This window comes from Brenneria tiliae, from assembly GCF_023347575.1.
In the GTDB taxonomy this organism is placed as follows: Bacteria; Pseudomonadota; Gammaproteobacteria; order Enterobacterales; family Enterobacteriaceae; genus Brenneria; species Brenneria corticis.
Window position 1 is genome coordinate 1 of record NZ_JAKPCB010000020.1, and the last position, 248, is coordinate 248.

Sequence of the window (248 nt, forward strand, 5' to 3'; positions counted from 1 at the left end):
TTCACGACGGACGTTAGCACCCGCCGTGTGTCTCCCGTGATAACATTCTACGGTATTCGCAGTTTGCATCGAGTTGGTAAGTCGGGATGACCCCCTAGTCGAAACAGTGCTCTACCCCCGTAGATGAATTCACGAGGCGCTACCTAAATAGCTTTCGGGGAGAACCAGCTATCTCCCGGTTTGATTGGCCTGTCACCCCCAGCCACAAGTCATCCGCTAATTTTTCAACATTAGTCGGTTCGGTCCTC

1 rRNA gene is annotated in these 248 nt (G+C 52.4%); it reads right to left on the reverse strand.

Going from position 1 to position 248, the window contains the following annotated elements:
* A 23S ribosomal RNA gene (locus MFP24_RS00090) occupies positions 1-248 on the reverse strand; the annotation flags it as partial.